20 protein-coding genes are annotated in these 15736 nt (G+C 41.7%); 17 read left to right on the top strand and 3 right to left on the bottom strand.

The features are described 5' to 3' along the window. The first annotated feature begins 19 nt into the window (after positions 1–19). From WMO43_RS07475 to WMO43_RS07460, 4 genes are all read left to right on the top strand, one after another. Positions 20–355 carry a hypothetical protein gene (locus tag WMO43_RS07475; protein WP_177962401.1) on the top strand — a complete coding sequence of 112 codons (336 nt, stop codon included), beginning with the start codon at positions 20–22 and terminating at the stop codon, positions 353–355. Then, the gene (locus tag WMO43_RS07470; protein WP_353530760.1) at positions 352–1296 is read left to right on the top strand and encodes a DUF2953 domain-containing protein; all 945 of its coding nucleotides are present in this window, start codon (positions 352–354) and stop codon (positions 1294–1296) included. Before WMO43_RS07475 ends, WMO43_RS07470 begins: the two co-directional genes overlap by 4 nt. Before the next feature lie 10 nt (positions 1297–1306). Then, positions 1307–1723 carry a GerW family sporulation protein gene (locus tag WMO43_RS07465; RefSeq protein ID WP_177962551.1) on the top strand — a complete coding sequence of 139 codons (417 nt, stop codon included), beginning with the start codon at positions 1307–1309 and terminating at the stop codon, positions 1721–1723. Positions 1724–1816: 93 nt separating this feature from the next. Then, positions 1817–1957 (top strand): hypothetical protein, encoded by a 141-nt coding sequence (locus WMO43_RS07460; protein ID WP_177962550.1) that lies wholly within the window; start codon positions 1817–1819, stop codon positions 1955–1957. Positions 1958–2044: 87 nt separating this feature from the next. Here WMO43_RS07460 and rpmB read toward each other — a convergent pair whose 3' ends face one another. Continuing rightward, positions 2045–2230, bottom strand: coding sequence for a 50S ribosomal protein L28 (rpmB, locus tag WMO43_RS07455; protein WP_177962549.1), 186 nt, complete (start codon positions 2228–2230; stop codon positions 2045–2047). Positions 2231–2443: 213 nt separating this feature from the next. On the opposite strand from rpmB, the gene WMO43_RS07450 reads away from it, so the two are divergent. From WMO43_RS07450 to WMO43_RS07435, 4 genes are all read left to right on the top strand, one after another. After that, positions 2444–2803 carry an Asp23/Gls24 family envelope stress response protein gene (locus tag WMO43_RS07450; RefSeq protein WP_177962548.1) on the top strand — a complete coding sequence of 120 codons (360 nt, stop codon included), beginning with the start codon at positions 2444–2446 and terminating at the stop codon, positions 2801–2803. Between the two features lie 13 nt (positions 2804–2816). Beyond that, positions 2817–4508, top strand: coding sequence for a DAK2 domain-containing protein (locus WMO43_RS07445; RefSeq protein ID WP_177962547.1), 1692 nt, complete (start codon positions 2817–2819; stop codon positions 4506–4508). 7 nt (positions 4509–4515) lie between these two features. After that, complete coding sequence (gene recG / locus WMO43_RS07440) at positions 4516–6570, top strand: ATP-dependent DNA helicase RecG (protein WP_353530759.1); 2055 nt, start codon at positions 4516–4518, stop codon at positions 6568–6570. A 130-nt stretch (positions 6571–6700) separates the two neighbouring features. Beyond that, complete coding sequence (locus tag WMO43_RS07435) at positions 6701–6901, top strand: alpha/beta-type small acid-soluble spore protein (protein WP_177962545.1); 201 nt, start codon at positions 6701–6703, stop codon at positions 6899–6901. Between the two features lie 82 nt (positions 6902–6983). Here WMO43_RS07435 and WMO43_RS07430 read toward each other — a convergent pair whose 3' ends face one another. After that, complete coding sequence (locus tag WMO43_RS07430) at positions 6984–8723, bottom strand: Rqc2 family fibronectin-binding protein (RefSeq protein WP_353530758.1); 1740 nt, start codon at positions 8721–8723, stop codon at positions 6984–6986. Positions 8724–8882: 159 nt separating this feature from the next. Here WMO43_RS07430 and WMO43_RS07425 point away from each other — a divergent pair, with 159 nt between their 5' ends. From WMO43_RS07425 to WMO43_RS07385, 9 genes are read left to right on the top strand one after another with little or no spacing between them, the layout of a single operon-like run. Continuing rightward, complete coding sequence (locus tag WMO43_RS07425; RefSeq protein WP_353530757.1) at positions 8883–9761, top strand: YicC/YloC family endoribonuclease; 879 nt, start codon at positions 8883–8885, stop codon at positions 9759–9761. 34 nt (positions 9762–9795) lie between these two features. Next, positions 9796–10437, top strand: coding sequence for a guanylate kinase (gene gmk, locus WMO43_RS07420; RefSeq protein ID WP_353530756.1), 642 nt, complete (start codon positions 9796–9798; stop codon positions 10435–10437). 2 nt (positions 10438–10439) lie between these two features. After that, positions 10440–10694 carry a DNA-directed RNA polymerase subunit omega gene (rpoZ, locus tag WMO43_RS07415; RefSeq protein ID WP_177963110.1) on the top strand — a complete coding sequence of 85 codons (255 nt, stop codon included), beginning with the start codon at positions 10440–10442 and terminating at the stop codon, positions 10692–10694. Further along, positions 10694–12016, top strand: a complete 1323-nt coding sequence (gene rimO / locus WMO43_RS07410; RefSeq protein ID WP_353530755.1) for a 30S ribosomal protein S12 methylthiotransferase RimO — start codon at positions 10694–10696, stop codon at positions 12014–12016. The genes rpoZ and rimO overlap by 1 nt, the downstream gene beginning before the upstream one ends. Beyond that, a complete protein-coding gene (gene pgsA, locus WMO43_RS07405) occupies positions 12013–12555 on the top strand; it encodes a CDP-diacylglycerol--glycerol-3-phosphate 3-phosphatidyltransferase (RefSeq protein ID WP_177963112.1) in 543 nt (180 codons plus the stop codon). The genes rimO and pgsA overlap by 4 nt, the downstream gene beginning before the upstream one ends. A gap of 34 nt (positions 12556–12589) precedes the next feature. Beyond that, positions 12590–13078 (top strand): CinA family protein, encoded by a 489-nt coding sequence (locus tag WMO43_RS07400; protein WP_353530754.1) that lies wholly within the window; start codon positions 12590–12592, stop codon positions 13076–13078. Next, positions 13075–13641: a 16S rRNA (guanine(966)-N(2))-methyltransferase RsmD gene (gene rsmD, locus WMO43_RS07395; protein ID WP_353530753.1), complete on the top strand. Its 567-nt coding sequence runs from the start codon at positions 13075–13077 to the stop codon at positions 13639–13641. The genes WMO43_RS07400 and rsmD overlap by 4 nt, the downstream gene beginning before the upstream one ends. Position 13642: 1 nt before the next feature. Further along, complete coding sequence (gene coaD, locus WMO43_RS07390) at positions 13643–14128, top strand: pantetheine-phosphate adenylyltransferase (RefSeq protein ID WP_177963115.1); 486 nt, start codon at positions 13643–13645, stop codon at positions 14126–14128. An 11-nt stretch (positions 14129–14139) separates the two neighbouring features. Then, positions 14140–14778: an ATPase gene (locus WMO43_RS07385; protein WP_353530752.1), complete on the top strand. Its 639-nt coding sequence runs from the start codon at positions 14140–14142 to the stop codon at positions 14776–14778. Between the two features lie 12 nt (positions 14779–14790). Here the strand turns inward: WMO43_RS07385 and WMO43_RS07380 are convergent, their stop codons facing one another. Further along, the gene (locus tag WMO43_RS07380) at positions 14791–15663 is read right to left on the bottom strand and encodes a nucleoside recognition domain-containing protein (protein ID WP_353530751.1); all 873 of its coding nucleotides are present in this window, start codon (positions 15661–15663) and stop codon (positions 14791–14793) included. Positions 15664–15736 lie beyond the last annotated feature (73 nt).

Here is a 15736-nt window from a genome sequence, read left to right as displayed (position 1 = left end):
AGCACCGTGAGGGATATTCATGATTTGGTATGACGATTTATATCTATCGGAAAACATTGAAAAAAAAGCAGATAAGATCAAGTGGAAAATCACGCACAATGCCGGAATGCTGCATATGTATGTGATCAGCCTGCCACAGAACAATGACAGTCTGTTAGAGATCATCAGTACCAAAGAGCTGATGCAACGGTATTATCCGAAAAAAAATCTTGTGATCGTAGGCATCGCAAAGGGATATGAAGAAGCTGTTACCATGGCAGCGACCATTGTTGTAGAAACCATGAATTCACTTGGCAGCACAAATGTAAAGCAATATTTAAAGGAAAAACGTAAGGAGAATCAAAAAGAACGATGAGTATATTCCTATCTATATTGAAGATCATCGGGATCATCCTTGGAATCCTGCTTGCGATCTTGCTTGCATTAGTGCTATTGATCGTATTTCTTCCGATCTGTTACCGGGTAGAGGGTGATTTTCAAGAAAAAAATGAGATCAGCGGACGATTATCGTGCCTGTTTTTTATCCGGGTAAAGTTTTTGGCCGAAGGAAAAAAGATATCTGTCCGGCTTTCGATTTTAGGATTCAAAAAAGTCCTTTATCCGGCAGAAGAAAAAGCAGCGCGCAAAGCTAAAAAACAACGCAGATCAAAGAAGCGGACGCAAAAACATACAACACCGGAAGAACAGGATACCGTAAATACGGGTTTTGAAGATGAAGTGGAAGAGCATGACGGGTTAACCGTTGATGACGATTCTGCATCGATCCAGACAGCAGAACTTTTATCCTCATCCGCTACGGACAAGTCCTATACCACAGCAGATGAGAACTTTACAGACTCGGATTTTTCAAAGAAAAAGTCCTTGCCAAAGTTTCGTCCATGGCATATGATTAAAACATGGATTCAAAAGATTAAAAAATTCATTCTTTCATTAAAAGAGAATTTTTCCAACATAAAAAAGGAAGTATCGGATGAAACTAATAAAAATGCGGTAAGTCATATTTTTAAAGAGTTAAAGACGCTGCTTCATCACATCGGACCAAGGCGTGGAAAGGCGCAGCTTTCTTATTCGACAGGAGATCCTGCAACAACCGGAGAGCTGACCGGAGTACTCAGTATTATGCCTCTTTTTTATAAAAAAGGCATCCATGTGGTTCCGGATTTTACCTCGGACAGGTTCTATATCCAGGGAAACTTCCGGGTAAACGGTCATTTTCAGGTATTTCATCTGCTCGGCATTTTTATCCGGGTATATAGAGATAAAGATTTAAGAAAATTAATGCAAAAATTCAAATAGGAGGGTAACTATGGCAGACAACAGTTTCAGCTCAACAGTAGCATCATTATTTAAGGGAATGGACAGCTTTATTACAACTAAGACCGTTGTAGGAGATGCGGTACACATCGGTGATACGATCATTCTTCCGTTAGTAGACGTGTCTTTTGGTGTCGGAGCAGGAGCATTTTCCGATGAAAAGAAGAACAACGGCGGTGGCGGTATGGGAGGAAAGATCACTCCAAGCGCTGTACTGGTCATCCAGAATGGTACCACGAAATTAGTCAATGTCAAAAATCAGGACGGAATCACAAAAGTCTTAGATATGGTTCCTGATTTTGTAAACAAATTTACATCCAAAGATAAAGAGCCAAGCGAAGGTGAGAAAAAAGCAGCAAAAGAGATGGAAGACATCTTAACCGATGCAGTCAATCCGTCTGAAGAATAAGAAGAATAAGTACAAAACAGAACAGAAGCGTAACATTTTAAAAGCAGGGAGCATATATTAATCATAATATATGCTCCCTGTTGGTGTGTGCTTATGAAACGTGTTTGTGGTTTTGGGCTGTTCTGTTGTTCTCTGGGTATGATTTTGATACTCCTGATCGGAAATGAGATCATCGGATTTATCCTTGTTTTCCTGTGTCTGATCATCGGCTACAACCTGTTTTGCTGCCGGTGAAGTACCACAAAAAAGACCGCCCTATGAAATAGGACAGTCTTTTTATTCGTTTCTTCATCAAAGATAAAAGTTTTATCAAGCTAATAACTAAGCTCTTTCAACTTTTCCGGATCTCAAACAAGAAGTACATACATATAATCTCTTTGGTGTACCGTTTACTTTACACTTAACAGATTTGATGTTTGATTTCCACATTCTATTAGATTTTCTATGAGAATGGCTCACATTGTTACCGAAGTGAGCGGCTTTTCCACATACTGCACATTTTGCCATGACGTTGCACCTCCTCGTACATTACTAGATTCACATTATATAGTGAACCCACAACAATCATATTCTAGCAGATGGCGTCGTATAATGCAAGGAAAAATTAAAAAAATTATAAAAAACAAAAAGAAAGGTTTTCTTTTACTATAAAAACAGTTATAATAACCTAGAATATATATGTGCAGTATATGTGTGCAAACATGATATGGAGGTAAATAGATGAAGGGAACGATGAATACCCAGCTTGGAAGAATCGTCATTGATACGGACGTAATTGCAACATATGCAGGCTCCGTGGCAGTTGAATGTTTCGGTATTGTTGGAATGGCAGCTGTCAATATGAAGGATGGTCTTGTAAAGCTGTTGAAAAAGGATTACTTAAATCATGGTATTAATGTCACACTGGATGAAGATAATAAGATTACCATTGATTTTCATATGATAGTGGCTTACGGTGTAAGCATTCTTACGATTTCTGAAAATCTGATGGAAACCGTAAAATACAAAGTAGAAGAGTTTACCGGAATGCAGATTGATAAGATCAACATTTTTGTTGAGGGCGTCCGTGTGATTGATTAAGGAGGGTAAACAGTTGGAAATCAGTACAATAGATGCTTCCCAAGTAGCAAAGATGTTTTTAGCTGGTGCAAAGAATTTAGAAGCAAAAAAAGAATGGATCAATGAATTGAATGTATTTCCGGTCCCTGATGGTGATACCGGTACAAATATGAGCATGACGATCATGTCTGCCGCAAGAGAGGTCAGTGCATTAGACAATCCTGACATGAAATCCTTATGTAAGGCCATCTCTTCCGGTTCCCTGCGTGGTGCGCGCGGTAACTCCGGTGTTATCTTATCCCAGCTTTTGCGCGGATTTACCAAAGGTGTCGCAGAATACGATGAAATTGATGTCATGATCTTAAGTGAGGCTTTGCAAAAGGCAGTCGATACTGCATACAAGGCAGTTATGAAGCCAAAAGAAGGAACCATTTTAACGGTTGCAAAAGCAGGAGCCCACAGAGCATTAGAGTTAGCAGAAGAGACCGATGATCTGGTATATTTTGTCAGTGAGGTCATCAAAGAAGCGGACCGCATGCTGCAAAAGACTCCGGATATGCTTCCGGTCTTAAAACAGGCCGGTGTGGTAGATTCCGGCGGACAGGGCTTAGTGGAAGTGTTAAAAGGTGCAAATGATGCACTTCTTGGCAAAGAAATTGATTATACGATCGAAGGTGCTGCATCCGCAGGAACCGTGACAAAGATCACACCACAGGCAGAAGCAGATATCAAATTTGGTTATTGTACAGAATTTATCATTATGCTGAACAAGCCGATGACTGACAAACAGGAACGTGATTTCAAATCCTATTTAGAGTCGATCGGAGATTCTATCGTAGTCGTAGCAGATGACGAGATTACCAAGGTTCATGTACATACGAATGACCCTGGTCTTGCAATCCAGAGAGCGTTGACGTATGGTGCACTGAGCAGAATGAAAATTGATAATATGCGTGAGGAGCATCAGGAAAAACTGATCAAAGATGCTGAAAAACTTGCGCAGCAGCAAAAAGAAGAAGAGGAAGAAGCCAAAAAACAGGCAGAACAGGAAGGACCTGTCGAAGAAAAAGACATGGCGTTTATTTCTGTGTCCATCGGAGAAGGGATCAATGAGATTTTCAGAAGCCTCGGTGTCGATGAGATCATCGAAGGTGGTCAGACCATGAACCCAAGCACCGAAGATATATTAGAGGCGATTGAAAAAGTTCATGCAAAATCCATTTTCATCCTTCCGAATAACAAGAATATCATTTTAGCAGCAAATCAGGCAGCAACCTTAGTAAAAGAGAAACATGTCATTGTCATCCCGACAAAGACCGTACCGCAGGGAATTGCCGCACTGATCAACTATATTCCTGAGAATACACCGCAGGAAAACGAAGCTGCCATGAAAGCAGAGATTGAGAACGTAAAGAGCGGTCAGGTTACTTATGCCGTGCGTGATACGATCATCAACGAAAAAGAGATCAAGCGTGGGGACTATATGGGAATCGGCGACAGTGGTATTATTTCTGTCGGCAAAGACCGTGATGAGACCTTAAAAGAAATGCTTTCTAAATTAGTAGATGAGGACTCAGCATTGATCAGCCTCTACTATGGCGATGAGATTACCGAAGAAGAAGCCGAAAAAGTAGGCGCTGAACTTGGTGAACTTTATCCTGATTTAGATGTAGAAGTAAATTATGGCGGACAGCCGGTTTACTATTATGTAATTTCCGTGGAGTAAACAAACGATGAACTTAGATTCGCAGATTCGAGAATTAAAAGGCGTCGGAGAAAAAACAGAAACATTGTTTCAAAACTTAGGAGTATACACCGTGCGTGATATACTCCTTCATTTTCCACGCGAATATCATAAATTTGAGCAGCCAAAAAGTGTCGATGAAATATCCGAAGGAACCGTAATCGCAGTCCTTGGCAGGATCAAAAAGACACCCTTAGTCCGTCGTAACGGAAGAATAGCAGTCACGAGCACACAGATCGAAGGCAGGGAAAAAATCCTTTCTCTGATCTGGTTTCGAATGCCTTATTTAAAAAACACGTTAAAACCGGGCATGCAGTATGTATTTTACGGAATTGTGAAAAAACGTAAAAACCAGCTGATCATGGAACAGCCAAAGATCTATACGATCACACAGTATCAGGAGCTTTCCGACAGTCTTCAGCCGGTCTATGTATTGACGAAAGGACTGACAAACAATCTTGTGCGTAAGATGGAAAAACAGGCATTAGAATCCATCTGTCTGCTGGATGATTTTTTACCGGAAAAACTGAGAAAAATACATGATTTTTGTGAATATGGACAGGCTGTAAGGCAGATGCATTTTCCGGACAGTGCGTATGCTTTGAAAAATGCGAGAAACCGTCTGGCATATCAGGATTTTTTTGAATTTATCCTGATGATGCAGATGTCAAAAGAGCAGCGTGTTACCGCAAAAAATCAGTTTACCTTTGAAGAAAACGGAATCGTAGAACAGATCATTTCCAAACTGCCTTATCCGTTAACCGGTGCGCAAAAGCGGACGATCGACTGCATTCATAACGAAATGCGTGGAGATTATGTGATGCAGCGGCTGATCCAGGGAGATGTCGGTTCCGGTAAGACCATCGTTGCATTTTTAGCCATGATCGATGCGGCATCCAATGGCTACCAGTCTGCCATCATGGCACCGACAGAGGTACTTGCAAGACAGCACTATGAGAATTTTACACAGATGTGCCTGGACTATGACTTAGACTTTCCGGTGATCCTGCTGACCGGCTCCATGACGGCAAAGCAGAAAAGGGATGCCTACGAAAGGATGTTACTATATCCAAACGCACTGATCGTCGGAACACATGCTTTGATCCAGGAACGCGCCGTCTATGAAAATCTTGCACTTGTCATCACGGATGAACAGCACCGCTTTGGTGTCAGACAGCGGGAAACACTTGGAAAAAAGGGAGAAAAACCGCATATTTTAGTGATGAGTGCCACACCGATCCCAAGAACACTCGCCATTATCTTATATGGAGATTTGGATATTTCTGTAATTGACGAAGTTCCGGCAAAACGGCTCCCGATCAAGAATTGTGTAGTCGGTACGGAATTTCGCCCAAAAGCCTATGAATTTATAGAAAAACAGGTAAAAGACGGACATCAGGCATATGTCATCTGTCCGTTAGTGGAAGAGAGTGAGAATACCGAAGCAGAAAATGTCACAGACTATACGAAATTATTAAAAGCAGAACTTCCGGATGTACGGATTGCCTGCCTGCACGGAAAAATGAAACCGGCAGAGAAAAACCGGATCATGGAAGAATTTTTAAATCACGATACTGATGTGTTAGTTTCCACTACCGTAATCGAAGTCGGAGTCAATGTCCCGAATGCCACGGTCATGCTGATCGAGGATGCACAACGTTTCGGACTGGCCCAGCTGCATCAGCTCCGCGGAAGAGTCGGACGCTCCGATCTCCAGTCCTACTGTATCATGATGAATACCTCCGAATCCAAAGAATCCAAAAAACGATTAGACATTTTAAATCGTTCCAATGATGGATTTTACATAGCCAGAGAGGATTTAAAACTGCGTGGTCAGGGAGATTTCTTTGGTGTACGCCAAAGTGGTGAAATGGAATTTGCCGTCGGAGATATCTTTGCAGATGCAGGGCTGTTGCAGGAAGCCGCAGAAGACGTAAACGCTCTCTTAGACAAAGACCCAGAACTATCAAAAGAAGAACACCGGGCATTAAAACAACACATGGAAACCTACGGCGAACAATTGTTCGAACAACTAAATCTCTAATAGTATAAAAAAATCTAACTAAAATTAACAGTTTTCCCATACATTTGTAAGTCTAGAAAACCCGAAACCACATATACTAGCATTGTAACAAACAAGTTACAGCTTACAAAAGTAAAAGGGGGAAATGATTATGGCACGTTCTAATACCACAAGTGTACCGGAAGCAAAAAGCGCAATGAACCGTTTTAAGTATGAGGTAGCAAGCGAGTTAGGAGTACCGTTATCTGATGGTTACAACGGTAACCTTACTTCTAAGCAGAATGGTTCCGTAGGCGGATATATGGTCAAAAAAATGATCGAGGCTCAGGAACGCCAGATGGCTGACAAATAAGCATACCCGACACAACAGGAAAATGAAGAATCAGTAAAGGCGAAAAGGCCCGGATGGAGAATCCGGGCTTTCGTCATGTTCGCTAATCTATTTGTTGGATTCCTGCAATATCAGCTTCACTGACCATTGAGTAGTTCGTGTAATAAACCACAAATCCCGGTGCCGCACCGTTTGGCTTTTTAACGTTTTTCTTTTGCAGATAGTCAATCTCTACCTTTCCGGCTTCTTTTCCCTTAGAATAATAGGCAGCCAGCCGTCCGGCTTCTTCAAAAGTCTGATCCGGCAGTTCGTCGCCATTCGTTTTTACAATGACATGGGAACCCGGCATTTCCTTTGCGTGGAACCACCAGTCATTTCCGGTTGCCATCTTAAAAGTCAGTTCATCATTCTGATAATTATTTTTTCCGACATAGATATCATATCCATTGGAAGATACATAGTGGAACGGTTTACTTTTAGCAGATTTCTGTTTTTTCGTGCTGTGCTTTTTAATATAGCCGCTTTCCGTCAATTCTTCCTTGATCTGGGAGAGGTCGCTTTCACTCGTTGCAATATCTAAAGACGTTGCAATGGAATCTAAATGGATGATCTCCATTTTGGTTTCTTCGATCAGGCTGCTGAGTGCCTGATAGGTACGTTTTAATTTGTTATAGCGGTCAAAATATTTTTTTGCATTCTCTAAAGCCGACAGATCGCTGTCTAATGGGATCGTGATCATCTCATTGGTATAATAATTCAATGCCTCTAGGCTTTTTGCTCCTTCCGGGGCGGTATAGCCATAAGTATTGAGCAGTTCGCCGTAGACTTTATATTTTTTGCGTTTTTCCGTATCTTTTAACTGCTTTAACTGCAGATCATATTTTTTCCGGCTGCGCTCTAGGGCAGTGGTTACGATCCTTCGTAGATCTGCGGATTTTTGCCGCATGTGAGTGTAAACATTTTTTGCCGCATAGAACTGTTCAAGCACCTGTGAGATGGAATCGTAGGAAATTGTCTCTAAATCTGCGTACTGTTTTAACAAAAATGCCGAATATTCCACCGGCTCTTTGCCGCGCATCACAATATTCGGTGTAAAATTCCCTTCTTTTACATCTTCCATATACCAGAAGAAATTATTCGACAGATGCAGTTTTTCATCTTCCGACAGGGCAGAAGTCGATGCATCGGCATCTAAAGATGCGCGATAGCAGATTTCTCCGGCTGCTAACGGACTGATCCCCGTATAAGAGGAATAGATTGCCTTTCGGATAGTTGTTGGTTTTTCCATGATCTCAAAAAGAAAATGTTCACGGTTTTCCGTCAGCGGATTGAATTTTTCACTGGTCTTTGGAATGAAATACTCCCTGCCCGGCAGCACCTCACGCACAGAACTGACCTGCGCGGAAATATGTTTGATACTGTCGATGATCTTGTCATTTTCATCACAGAAAATAATGTTACTGTGTTTTCCCATTACCTCAATGATCAGAGATTTTTTACATAAATCCCCTAAATCATCTAAATGCTCTATCTCAAAGCGTACAATACGCTCCATTTCCGGTTGGAAAATCTTCGTGATCCGTCCGTTTGCAATATGTTTGCGTAAAAGCATACAAAAATTCGGTGCATTCATCGGACTTGGTTTATTTGTGTCTGTCAGATATATTAACGGAAGAGATGCGGAAGCGGAGAGCAGAAGACGTGCCTGTCCGACGTTTCCTCCCTTGATCGTTAAGATCAGCTCATCCTTTTCCGGCTGTGCGATCTTTGCAATGCGTCCGTTTAAAATGGTCCGGTTTAAATCATATACAATATTTGCGATGGTAATACCGTCAAATGCCATGGTGTCATACCTCCTTCCTTCCTAGCCTAATTGTTGACAGGAAAAAAGTCAAGAATATTTGACGAACCCTTCATTTTTGTATATAATAAAGTATCTATGCATACAGGTATCGCAAGACGGATAGAGAGATGCACAGAAGAAATCAGACAGGAGGCTTTTATGATCAAAAGTATGACCGGTTTTGGCCGGGCAGAGGTTATGGAGGAAAACCGGAAGTTTACGGTTGAGATCAAATCCGTCAACCACCGGTACTTTGATGTCAATATCAAGATGCCAAAGAAATTGGGCTTTTTTGAAAGTACCATCCGTAATCTCCTAAAAGAATACATGCAAAGGGGCAAGGTCGATGTCTTTATCACTTACGAAGACTACAACGAGAACAATGTAGCTTTGAAGTATAACGAAGAGATTGCCCGAGAATACTTAACACATCTGAACGCCATGGCAGAACAGTTTGATCTGCAAAACGATATTACCGTCGGCAAATTGTCCAAATATCCGGAAGTGTTCACGATGGAAGAACAGGATGTCGATGAAAAAGAACTGTGGAGCGTTTTAGAAAAAGCACTCAGACAGGCATGCGAACAGTTTGTTGCATCGAGGATCACTGAGGGAGAGAATTTAAAGAAAGATTTAGTGGAAAAACTCGATGAAATGTTAAAGAACGTAGATTTTATCGAGGAGCGTTCCCCACAGATCCTCAGTGATTACCGCAGCAGGCTCGAAGCTAAGGTCAAAGAGCTGTTAGAAGATACGCAGATCGATGACGGCAGGATTGCGGCAGAGGTTACGATCTATGCAGATAAGATCTGTGTAGACGAAGAGACCGTACGCTTAAAAAGCCATATCCAGGGTACCAAGGATGCCTTAGAAGAAGGCGGCAGCATTGGAAGAAAATTAGATTTTATTGCCCAGGAGATGAACCGCGAGGCAAATACGATCTTATCCAAAGCAAACGACCTTGCCATTTCAGATACCGGTATTGAACTGAAGACGAACATTGAGAAGGTCAGAGAACAGATTCAGAACATTGAATAGCTTTACATAACCGATATTTGAAGAGGAAAATACGATGAATTTAGAAAAAAAAGGAATATTAGTTGTCGTTTCCGGCTTTTCCGGCTCAGGAAAGGGAACGATTATGAAAGAACTTTTAAAAAAGTATCCTGAGCAATACGCACTTTCCATTTCGGCAACGACAAGACAGCCAAGAGAAGGCGAAACAGACGGCGTAGAATATTTTTTTAAAGAAACCAAAGAATTTGAGCAGATGATCACAGACGGCGAACTGCTTGAATATGCACAGTATGTTGACAACTATTACGGCACACCAAAAGCCTATGTGGAAAAGCAGTTAGCTGACGGCAAAGATGTCATCTTAGAAATTGAGATACAGGGCGCTTTAAAAGTCAAAAAACAGTTCCCGCAGACCTTGCTTCTTTTTGTAACACCGCCATCCGCCGAAATCTTAAAAGAACGGCTGATCGGCAGGGGCACAGAGGATATGGAGATCATCAACAAGCGTTTAAGCCGTGCATGCGAAGAAGCCGAGGGCATTGAAAATTATGACTATTTAGTCATCAATGATGATTTAGACATCTGTGTCGAAGAAGTACACCAGATGATAAGAAACGAGCATCTTACGATTGCAAGAAATGAAAAAGCGATTACACAGATGCGTGAAGAATTAAAGGGATTTTTGAAAGGAGAATAACTATGATACATCCATCTTATGTAGACTTAATGAAAGTAATGAACAGTGGTGTGGAGTTTGGAGAGGAACCGGTTGTTAACAGCCGTTATTCCATCGTAATCGCCGCTTCGAAACGTGCAAGACAGATCATCGCAGGAGATGAGCCGTTAGTAGAAGGAGCAGCCGGAAAGAAACCGCTTTCTACTGCAGTGCAGGAGTTATACGAAGGAAAAGTAAAGATTATCGGAGATGACAACGAGGAAGAAGAGGAAGTATAATGAAAATTCTGTTTGTATCTCTCGGATGTGATAAGAATCTCGTAGATACGGAGTATATGCTTGGTATCCTTGGCAATGAGGGCTATGCCTTTACGGATGATGAGCAGGAGGCAGATATCATTGTGATCAACACCTGTTGTTTTATCAACGATGCCAAAGAAGAAAGCATTAATACCATTTTAGAAATGGCAGAGTACCGCGAATCCGGGAACTGCAAAGCGCTGATCGTAACAGGATGTTTAGCACAGCGTTATCAGGAAGAAATCGAAAAAGAGATCCCGCAGGTGGATGCCATCCTTGGAACGAATTCTTACGATGCCATTGCAGAAGCCGTAAAAAATGTTTTAGGCGGCAGTCATTATGAGAATTTTAAGACATTAGAGGGACTTCCAGCCGTTTCCGCAAAACGTTCCCTGACCACGGGAGGACATTATGCCCATTTAAAAATCGCAGAAGGCTGCAACAAGCATTGTACTTACTGCATTATCCCAAAAATCCGTGGCGAGTACCGCAGTATCCCGATCGAAGAATTAGTGGAATCTGCAAGAGAGTTAGCGGCACAGGGCGTAAAGGAACTGATCTTGGTTGCACAGGAGACCACTCTTTACGGTATCGACCTGTATGGAGAGAAATCTCTGTACAGACTTTTAGATGAACTGAATAAAATAGAAGGAATCTACTGGATCAGGATCCTTTACTGTTATCCGGAAGAGATTGACGATAAATTGATCGCTTCCATAAAACGCAACGAGAAAGTCTGCCACTACTTAGATCTGCCGATCCAGCATGCCGATGATATGATCTTAAAACGCATGGGAAGAAGAACTTCACAGGCGGATTTACGCAGTATTGTCACAAAGCTTCGAACAGATATCCCGGATATCGCACTCCGTACCACACTGATCTGTGGCTTCCCGGGAGAGACGGAAAAAGAACATGAATCACTGATGTATTTTATCAATGAGATGGAATTTGACCGCCTTGGTGCATTTACTTATTCTCCGGAGGAAGATACTCCGGCAGCAGCTTTTGACGATCAGGTAGATGAAGAACAGAAGAAGCAATGGCAGCAGGAAGTCATGGAACTTCAGGAAGAAGTTATTATAGATGCCAACGAGCGGATGATTGGCAGGGAACTCTATTGTATGATTGAAGGTCAGGTTTCCGGTGAAAACACCTATGTGGGAAGAACTTACCGGGACGCACCGGATATCGACGGTTACATTTTTATCGATACGGATGAAACGCTGATGAGTGGTGATTTTGTAAAGGTAAGGGTAACCGGAGCTTATGAATACGATTTGATAGGAGAGATTGCATGAATTTACCAAATAAACTGACGATATTTCGAGTAATATTAATTCCATTTTTTGTATTCTTTTTACTTGCACCATATTTTCCGGAATATGGAAAATACATTGCAACCGCCATTTTTATCGTGGCAAGTCTGACCGATATGGCAGATGGAAAAATTGCAAGAAAATACAATCTTGTGACAAATTTCGGGAAATTTATGGACCCGTTAGCAGATAAACTCTTAGTATGCTCTGCCATGATCTGTCTTGTGGAGATCGACCGGTTAGCAGCATGGATCGTTATTGTTATTATTGCAAGAGAGTTTATCATCAGCGGATTCCGTTTAGTGGCATCGGATAACGGTATCGTCATTGCCGCAAGTTACTGGGGCAAATTTAAGACCACTTTCCAGATGCTTATGATCATCGCGCTGATCTTGGATTTCCAGAACCGCTACTTCCAGATGCTTGCAACAGCACTGACCTATATTGCATTAATCTTAACGGTCGTTTCCCTGATCGACTACATTGCAAAAAATAAGCAGGTATTAAAAGAGCAGAAATAACAGGAACTAAAATAAAAAATAAATCAGAACGGCAATGATGAATAAATCCATAGAAGAGATAGTAGAATTTTTGATTGACAAAAAATTAACGATTACAACTGCGGAATCCTGTACCGGTGGGCTGATCGCATCTGCGATCGTGGATATTCCGGGCGTATCTGAGATTTTTCACGAGGGATATGTTACCTATTCCAATGATGCAAAGGAACGACTGTTAGGGGTTGCCCCCAAAACCATTTCCGATCATGGGGTAGTCAGCAGCCAGACCGCTGCCGAGATGGCTACGGGTGCCGCAAGAACGGCTCATACCACGATTGCCCTTTCATCCACAGGCGTTGCAGGACCGGACGGCGGTACGAAGGAGCATCCGGTAGGAGACGTATATCTTGGCTGCTGTTACAATGACAGCGTTTTGACACACCATATGCTCGGATGCGGCAGCCGCACCGAAATACGACAGCAGGCAGTAGCAGCAGCATTTTCACTCTTAGAAAAAATGCTGACAGAGGAGAAGATACTATGAGGATCATAGCAGGAACGGCAAGAAGCCTTCCACTGAAAACGATTGAAGGAAAAGACACCAGACCAACCACAGACCGTATCAAAGAGACTTTGTTTAACATCATCCAGATGGATGTTCCAAGAGCTTCTTTTTTAGATCTGTTTGCAGGAAGCGGAGCCATCGGACTTGAAGCATTAAGTCGTGGCGCGAATGAAGCCGTATTTGTGGAAAATAATAAAAAAGCGGCAGACTGTATCGAGGAAAACATCCGTTTTACAAAGTTTACCGAGGAATCCACACTGATGAGGACCGATGTGCTGACGGCACTGTGTCAGTTAGAGGGACGCAAATATTTTGATATTGTATTTATGGACCCGCCTTATGGCAAGGAATTAGAAAAAGAAGTGCTGATCTATCTTGCAACGTCAAAGCTGATCGATGAAGACAGCCTGATCATTGTAGAGATGTCAGACCGGACAACATTTGACTATGTACATGAGCTTGGTTTTACCGTAGAGAAACTGAAAAAATACAAGACCAATATGCATCTGTTTTTAAAACGGGCAGGTCAGAAAGAGGACTGATATGAAAAGAGCAATATATCCGGGCAGCTTTGATCCGGTTACTAACGGACATGTAGACATAATCCTGCGTTCTTCTAAAATTGTGGACAAGCTGATTGTCGGCGTTTTAAACAATAGTGCAAAAAAATCATTGTTTTCGGTTGAGGAACGTGTTAGTATGTTAAAAGAGTTAACAAAAGATTTACCGAACGTAGAGGTTACTTCTTTTGATGGACTTTTAGTTGATTATATGCGGGAAATCGATGCAAGTATCATTGTCCGCGGACTGCGTGCCGTAACGGATTTTGAATATGAATTGCAGATTGCCCAGACAAATCATATCGAGAATACCGATATTGAGACGATATTCTTAACAACGAATCTACAGTATTCCTATCTGAGTTCCACGATCGTGAAAGAGTTTGCTTCCTATGGCGGCGACATTTCTAAGTTTGTTCCGGAACAGTTTGTGGATAGGATTTATGAGAAGTATAATATCAAAAAATAAGGGGTGAAACCATGAGCAGTAAGATTGAACAGATCATTGATGAGATTGAAGAATACATTGACAATTGTAAACCTCATAATTTTTCCAGCAGTAAGATCGTTGTGAATCGTGATGAGATTGACGAACTTTTAACAGAACTTCGTATGAAGACTCCGGAAGAGATCAAGCGTTATCAGAAGATTATCAGCAATCAGGAGGCGATTTTAGCGGATGCCAAAGCAAAGGCAGAGGCAATTATTGCTCAGGCACAGATTAAGACGGATGAATTAGTCAGCGAGCATCAGATCATGCAGCAGGCATATGCGCAGGCAAATGAGGTTGTTATGATCGCAACAAAGCAGGCACAGGATATCTTAGACAATGCCACAAATGATGCAAATAATATCCGTATGAGTGCCATTGCCTATACCGATGATATGCTCAAGAATTTAGAAGCAAGCCTGACAGGTGCGATCGAGACTTCCAAAGCCAGAAGTGAAAGCCTGATCGGTGCTTTGCAGGGCTTTTTAGATATTGTTACAGCTAACCGTGCAGAGCTTGTTCCTGAACAGATTGAACACAGCAAAGAGCAGGGAGCAAAAGAGCAGCCGGCAGAACAGTCCACAGAGGAGTTGCCGGAAATCGATGTAAGTGCAGATCTGTTACAGTAGACGCTGTTATCATTATAATAGATAAAGGTAACAGAGAGCACATCCGAACGTCATAACGGAAAAGAACAGTTTATCCCTGATATAAACAGACATAGACAGGTTCGTGTCTGAGATCATTGAACTGGTCTGGGCAATACCACAGATTCCTCCAAAAGAGGTACAGGTGGTACAGAGTAAGAACATTGCTTCTTTAGAAAAGCCATACCCGGCAATACAGGAGATACCGTTTGTAACTTCTAAGATACTGCCAAATAACAGGCTGACAAAGGGAATACTGTTTTTTAATAGTGAAAGCGGTTTGCATAGAATAGAAAAAATCACAATGTAACCGCATAGTTTGAGCAGGGTTTCAAAACCGTTCATAATTCCGGCATCAATGATTTTAAAGGTAATTTGAGATCTTGATGCCTCATTTTTTTTATCAGAAGCCGTTCCTTTTAAAAACCGCAGCCGGATAGCTGCAAAAAAAAGCGGCGGCAGATAAATGCACAGGATCGCAGGTAGCATATATGCATCACATCCGATACACTGGTGTACCATATAGCCGGTAATAAAGACCGGACTGATGTTGTTACAGACAGAGAGCAGGATCTGTGCTTCCGATGATCTTAGTTGTCCGTTTTCGGATAACTGACCGATGATTTTACTTCCTAACGGGAAGCCAAATAAAAATCCCGCTAACAGCGGATAGACACCGTCCGGCGATACAGGAATGAGTTTTTTGATCACAGGATGCAAGATTCTGCTGAAAAAAGACAGATTATCCGATGCCACCAGAATATAGGAAATAATGGAAAATGGCAGTAATGCCGGTAAAATGCGGTCATACCAGAGTAAAAGACCATTTTTTACACCTTCCATTCCATGCACGGGGTCTATTAACATGTAACACAATATGAAGATAAGTAAGAGTATAAGGTATGATTTTTTCATAGTTAAATATATTAAAAATTAAGAA

Origin of the sequence: Maccoyibacter intestinihominis (assembly GCF_040096355.1) — a bacterium.
GTDB classification, from domain to species: Bacteria; Bacillota; Clostridia; order Lachnospirales; family Lachnospiraceae; genus Maccoyibacter; species Maccoyibacter intestinihominis.
Note: the sequence above shows the minus strand (reverse complement) of the source record. Positions and strands in the feature narration are given on the sequence as shown.